Origin of the sequence: Pseudomonas cremoricolorata (genome assembly GCF_000759535.1) — a bacterium.
GTDB lineage: Bacteria > Pseudomonadota > Gammaproteobacteria > Pseudomonadales > Pseudomonadaceae > Aquipseudomonas > Aquipseudomonas cremoricolorata_A.
Genome location: NZ_CP009455.1, coordinates 2,183,799 through 2,189,766, shown reverse-complemented (window position 1 = coordinate 2,189,766; position 5,968 = coordinate 2,183,799). Strand labels below are relative to the sequence as shown.

General features: G+C 67.2%; 4 protein-coding genes. All 4 read left to right on the top strand.

Annotated elements, in window-relative coordinates; translation table 11 throughout:
• Window positions 1-67: 67 nt before the first annotated feature.
• The 4 genes from LK03_RS09560 to LK03_RS09545 all read left to right on the top strand — a co-directional run bounded on the left by LK03_RS09560 (window position 68) and on the right by LK03_RS09545 (window position 5,944).
• Entirely contained in the window at window positions 68-1,501 is a 1,434-nt protein-coding gene (locus tag LK03_RS09560) for a TolC family outer membrane protein (protein ID WP_038412109.1), read from the top strand.
• On the top strand, window positions 1,498-3,654 hold the full coding sequence (locus LK03_RS09555; RefSeq protein WP_038412108.1) for a type I secretion system permease/ATPase: 2,157 nt from the start codon (window positions 1,498-1,500) through the stop codon (window positions 3,652-3,654). Before LK03_RS09560 ends, LK03_RS09555 begins: the two co-directional genes overlap by 4 nt.
• Complete coding sequence (locus LK03_RS09550; protein WP_038412107.1) at window positions 3,651-4,835, top strand: HlyD family type I secretion periplasmic adaptor subunit; 1,185 nt, start codon at window positions 3,651-3,653, stop codon at window positions 4,833-4,835. Before LK03_RS09555 ends, LK03_RS09550 begins: the two co-directional genes overlap by 4 nt.
• A 209-nt stretch (window positions 4,836-5,044) precedes the next feature.
• Complete coding sequence (locus LK03_RS09545; protein ID WP_038412106.1) at window positions 5,045-5,944, top strand: chemotaxis protein; 900 nt, start codon at window positions 5,045-5,047, stop codon at window positions 5,942-5,944.
• Window positions 5,945-5,968 lie beyond the last annotated feature (24 nt).

Below are 5,968 nucleotides of genomic sequence, written 5' to 3'. Positions count from 1 at the left end.
GGGTGCCTGCAGGGCCGCCGGGCGATGCGCCCGGCGTTCAGGGATGAAACGCCAGTAAGGGAATACCGTGAAGCAAGGTTGTCTGCTGTCACCGCTGTTGCCGGGGGCCTTCGCGCTCCTGGCCTGTTTCTACCACCCGGCTGCCGTGGCGGCCGATGACACCGACCCGGCCCTGCGCCAGATCGGCCCCTCCACCCTGCACGACCCCGCCGCCGCGCTGCCGGCGCGCCCGGCGCTGGCGCGGGCAGGTGCCGATTCCGGGCGCCTGGGGTTGGCCGAGGCGGTACTGCAGGCCGTGCAATGGCACCCCAGCATCGCCCAGGCGGTGGCCGACCTCGACCGCCAGGGCGAGGGCATCACCGTCGCTCGCGCCGGTTACTACCCGCAGATCTCCGGCGGCCTGCGCGGCGGCTACGACTCCGGCTACGGTGGCGACCGCAACAGCCAGGCGCTGAACCTGTCGCTCAAACAGATGCTGTATGACTTCGGCAAGGTCGACCATGCGGTGGACGCAGCGCGCGCCGCCGCCGCGAGGGCCCAGGCCAACATCCTGCTGGTGGTCGACGACCTGGCGCGGGAAACCGCCTACGCCTGGATCGAGACCCGTCGCTATGCGCAACTGATGAGCATCGCCCGCGAGCAGATCGCAGGCGTCGGCGACATCGTCGGCCTGGCCCGACAGCGCAGCGACATGGGCGCCAGTACCCGCTCCGATGTGGTTCAGGCGCAGTCGCGGGCCGATGGCGCACAAGCGGTGTTCGAGGAGTACCAGGCGCAACACCAGCGCTGGCGTTCGGCGCTGGCGACCTTGCTCGGCCGGGTGTCGCCGCCGGCGCTGGCCGACGAGACCCCGGCGCAACTGCAACAGGCCTGCAACCGTCCCCTGCAAAGCGATGATCGCCTGCCAGCGGTGCTCATGGCCCTGGCTCTGCGCAGCCAGTCCCAGGCCGAACTGGCCCAGGCCAAGGCCGAGGCCTACCCGACGGTGTCCCTGCAACCGCAGCTCAACCACTATCTGGACAACGACTACAACCGCGACAACCGCCGCCTCGACCGCACCCAGGCGGGCATCTACCTCAATGTCGAGGTGCCGATCTACCAGGGCGGCGCCATCGACGCCCGCAGCCGCGCCGCCGGGCATGCCCTGAGCGCCGCCGATTCGGCCGAAGATGCCGCCCGCCTGAGCGCCCGCCGCGGCCTGGCTGAAGCCCAGGCGCAGACCGCAGGGCTCGGTCGACGCCTGCGCGCCCTGCAAGCGCGGCAAAGCAGCATCCAGGAGGCGCGCATGCTCTACGGCCGGCAATACCTCGACCTCGGCACGCGGCCGCTGCTCGACCTGCTCAACGCCGAGCAGGAAATCTACCAGTCGCGCTTCGACATGGCCGGCACCCGCTCTGACCTGCTGCGCCTGAACATCGATTGCCTGTACAACAATGGCGCCCTGCGCCCGGTGCTGGGCCTGGAAGGGCGCAGCCTGCAAGGCGTGGAGATCCTGCCATGAACGACACCGTCCAGATCACCCATGCCCCACCGCCAGCCGCCGAAGCGCGCGCCGACCTCACGCCGTGGCTCGAATGCATGCTGCAGGTGGCGCGCCACTACCGCCTGGATGTCTCGCCGCAACGCATCCGCCTGGCCGCCGCCGAAGACGCGCGGCCGCTGGACGACATTCTCCAGCACATGGCGCGCCAGGCCGGGCTGACGTTGCGTTTCGTGGCCTTCGATGCCAAGGCCTTGCGCCAGTGGCGTACGCCCCTGCTGCTGGAGCTGGACGACGGCCAGTTGGCGGTGGTCGAAGCCGTGACCGAAGACGATCACCTGGCCCTGTCCTTTGCCGGTGACCAGGGCCTGACCAGCCGCCTGCACCGCGACCAGCTGCAAGGGCGCATCACCCGCGTCGCCCTGCTGCGCCCGGCACGGCCCTTGCGCGACGTACGCACCGATGACTACACCGCCCCCTACGACCGCCACTGGTTCGCGCGCATCGTACTGCGCGACATCCGACCGTATGGCCAGGTGATGCTTGCCTCACTGGTGGCCAACGTATTGGCCCTGGCCGGTGTGCTGTTCTCCATGCAGGTCTACGACCGGGTGATTCCTGCTGAATCCCTGCCCACCTTGTACGTGCTGTTCGGCGGCGTAGTGCTGGCGCTACTGTTCGACCTGACCATGCGCCTGCTGCGTCTGAAGGTCACCGACCTGCTCGGCAAGCGCGCCGACCTGCGTATCTCCGACCTGGTGTATGGCCATGCCCTGCGCCTGCGCAACTCGGTGCGACCGAAATCCACCGGCTCGTTCATCTCGCAGTTGCGCGAGCTGGAGCAGATCCGCGACCTGATTACCTCAAGCACGGCTACGGCATTGGCCGACCTGCCGTTCTTCCTGCTGTTCCTCTTCGTGTTCTGGCTGATCGGCGGTGTGCTGGTGGTGATTCCGCTGGTGGCGCTGGTGCTGATGGTGCTGCCGGGCATCCTCGCCCAGCGCCGCCTGGCGCGCCTGGCCAATGCTTCGATGCGTGAATCGGCGCTGCGCAACGCGATGCTGGTGGAAAGCGTGCAAGGGTTGGACGAGATCAAAGCCCTACAGGCCGAGGCGCGCTTCGAGCGGCAGTGGAACCAGTACAACGCCGCCTGCGCGCACAACAGCCTGCGCCTGCGCACCCTGACCAACGGCCTGGTGACCTGGACGCAGAACATCCAGGGCGCGGTGTTCGCCGTGGTCGTGGTGGTGGGTGCGCCGATGGTCATCGCTGGCGATCTGACCACCGGCAGCCTGGTGGCGGCGTCGATGCTGGCCTCGCGGATGATGGCGCCGATGGCCCAGCTGACCCACGTGCTGACCCGCTGGCAGCAGGCCAAGGTGGCGCTCGAAGGCATCGACAAACTCATGCAGAGCCCGGTCGATCACCCCGAAGGCGAAGCGCGGGTGCACCTGCCGGCGATTCGTGGCGACTACCATCTGCGTCAGGCGGTGTTTCGCTACAGCCCGGAAGCCGCGCCGGCGCTGAGCATCGGCCAACTGCGCATCAGCCCTGGCGAACGCATCGCCGTGCTGGGGCGCAATGGCGCCGGCAAGTCGACCCTGCTGCAAGCGCTGGGCGGCGCGATGGACCTGATGCAGGGCGAAGTCAGCCTCGATGGCATCGCCGTGGCCCATCTGGACCCTGCCGACCTGCGCCGCGATGTCGGCCTGCTGGCCCAGCATGCCCGGCTGTTCCACGGGACCCTGCGGGAAAATCTCAGCCTCGGCGCCGGCCAGGCCAGCGATCAGGAGCTGCTGACGGCGCTCAACGCTACCGGCGCGCTGGAGTTCGTCCGGCAACTGCCCAAGGGCCTGGAGCACCTGATTCTCGAGGGCGGCCTGGGCCTGTCCGGCGGTCAGCGCCAGGCGCTGGTGCTGTCGCGCCTGTTGCTCCGCCAGCCGCAGGTGCTGTTGCTCGACGAACCCACCGCGGCACTGGATGACGTCACTGAACGCAAGCTGCTGGATAACCTCGAGCGCTTCTGCCAGGGCCGCACGCTGATCATCGCCACCCACCGCCTAAGCGTGCTGCAACGGGTCGACCGCATCCTGGTGCTTGATGGCGGGCGAATCGTCATCGACGACCCACGCGACGCTGCCCTGGCGCGCCTGCAACAAGGAACCCAGTCATGAGCCGCGACAGCCTGCCCGCCTCCTACCTCGATGGCCAGGATGACCACGCCGTGCTGCGTGCCGGGCGGATCATCATCGTCTGCGCGCTGATGCTCGCCGCCTTCCTGGCCTGGGCGGCGTGGTTCGAGGTGGTCGAGGTGTCCACCGGCACCGGCAAGGTGATTCCCAGCTCGCGGGAACAGGTGATCCAGTCGTTCGAAGGCGGCATCGTCGCGCAGATGAACGTCGCCGAGGGTGACCGCGTGCAGCGCGATCAGGTCCTGGCCCAGCTCGACCCGACCAAGAGCGAATCCAACGTCGGCGAGAGCGAGGCCAAGTACCGCGCCGCATTGGCCAGCGTCGCCCGGCTGCGCGCCGAAGTCAGCGGCAAGCCATTGCAGTTTCCCGCCAGTCTGGCCGATTCCACCGAGCTGACCGATGCGGAAACCGCGTTGTACAAGACTCGCCGCCAGGGCCTGGAACAGACCTTGGCCGGCATTCAGGATTCGCTGCGCCTGGTGCGCAGCGAACTGCAGATCACCGAGAACCTGGCCAAGCTCGGCGCCTCCAGCCGGGTCGAGGTGATTCGCCTGAACCGCCAGCGCTCGGAACTGGAGCTCAAGGCCACCGAGGCGCGTTCGGACTACCTGGTGCGCGCCCGCGAAGAGCTGGCCAAGGCCAGCGCCGAGGCCGACAGCCTCAAGGCGGTGATCCGCGGACGCAACGACTCGCTGACCCGCCTGACCCTGCGTTCGCCGGTGCGCGGCATCGTCAAGGATATCGAGGTCAACACCCTCGGCGGCGTGGTGCAGCCGGGCGGCCAGGTGATGAAGATCGTGCCGATGGACGAACGGCTGCTGATCGAGGCGCGCATCTCGCCGCGGGACATCGCCTTCATCCACCCCGAACAAGCCGCCAAGGTGAAGATCAGCGCCTACGACTATTCGGTGTACGGCAGCCTCGACGGCCAGGTGGTAGGCATCTCCCCAGATACCTTGCAGGATGAGGTCAAGCCCGAGATCTACTACTACCGGGTGTTCATCCGCACCGAGCACGACAGCCTGCGTAACAAGGCCGGCAAGGAATTTGCGATCACCCCGGGCATGGTCGCGACGGTGGATATCCGTACCGGCGAGAAGACCATTCTCGATTACCTGATCAAGCCGATGAATCGCGCGCGGGAGGCGTTGCGCGAGCGGTAGGGCCGCGTGGTTTCCGAGCTGTCGGGGTCGGGCCTGCTGCGCAGGCCATCGCGGCTGAAGCCGCTCCCACAGTGTGTGTGTACAAGCGACTTCAGTCGCGAAGGCCGGCAACGCCGGCCCAGCTCAGGGAGCCAGGATTGCTCCTCGGCTAAAGCCCCCCGCCCTCGCGCCGATAACCAGTCATTCCCTCTTTTTGCAAAGGTCGCCCGATGGCCTCCCAATCCGCCCGTGCCGACTCGCTGTCGCTGCTGTTGTTCACCCTGCGCAGCGGCAAGCTGATGGCGATCAACCTGCTCAAGGTCAGCGAAATCATTCCCTGCCCGAGCCTGACTCGGCTGCCCGAAGCCCACCCTCATGTGAAGGGTGTGGCAACCCTGCGCGGTAATCCGCTGTCGGTGATCGACCTGGCCCGTGCGCTGGGTGAGCGCCCGCTGGAGCAGCCCGACAGCGGCTGCCTGATCGTCACCGAGATCAGCCGCTCGCGCCAGGCCCTGCACGTGCAAGCGGTAGTGCGCATCATTCACTGCCGAACGACCGACATCAAACCGCCACCCTACGGCTCGGGCAGCCGCTCGTTCATCACCGGCGTGACTCGGGTGGACGATCAACTGGTGCAGGTACTGGACATCGAGAAGGTCATCCACGGCATCGCCCCGCCGCCGCCGGCTCCGGCGCCGGAAACCCTCGACGAGGACGCCGCCAGCCTGTTCGCTGCGGCCAACATTCTGGTGGTGGACGACAGTCAGGTCGCCTTGCAGCAGTCGATCCACACCCTGCGCAACCTGGGCATCGACTGCCACACCGCACGCAGCGCCAAGGAAGCCATCGAGCTGCTGTTGGAGTTGCAGGGCACCGCCCTGGAAATCAACATCGTGGTGTCGGACATCGAAATGTCCGAGATGGATGGCTACGCCCTTACCCGCACGCTGCGTGAAACACCCGACTTCAAGCACCTGTACATCCTGCTGCACACCTCGCTGGACAGCACCATGAGTGGCGAGAAGGCTCGCCTGGCCGGTGCCAACGCGATTCTCACCAAGTTCTCATCACCCGAGCTGACCGACTGTCTGTTGGTGGCGGCACGCAGCGTGGTGTTTGGTGAGCATTGAGCCTTCTGATACCTGGAGACATAA

Excerpts from the sequence above, each read along its gene's own strand:
- LK03_RS09555 (WP_038412108.1), top strand. The coding sequence starts at position 1,498 with ATGAACGACACCGTCCAGATCACCCATGCCCCACCGCCAGCCGCCGAA.
- LK03_RS09550 (WP_038412107.1), top strand. The coding sequence starts at position 3,651 with ATGAGCCGCGACAGCCTGCCCGCCTCCTACCTCGATGGCCAGGATGAC.
- LK03_RS09545 (WP_038412106.1), top strand. The coding sequence starts at position 5,045 with ATGGCCTCCCAATCCGCCCGTGCCGACTCGCTGTCGCTGCTGTTGTTC.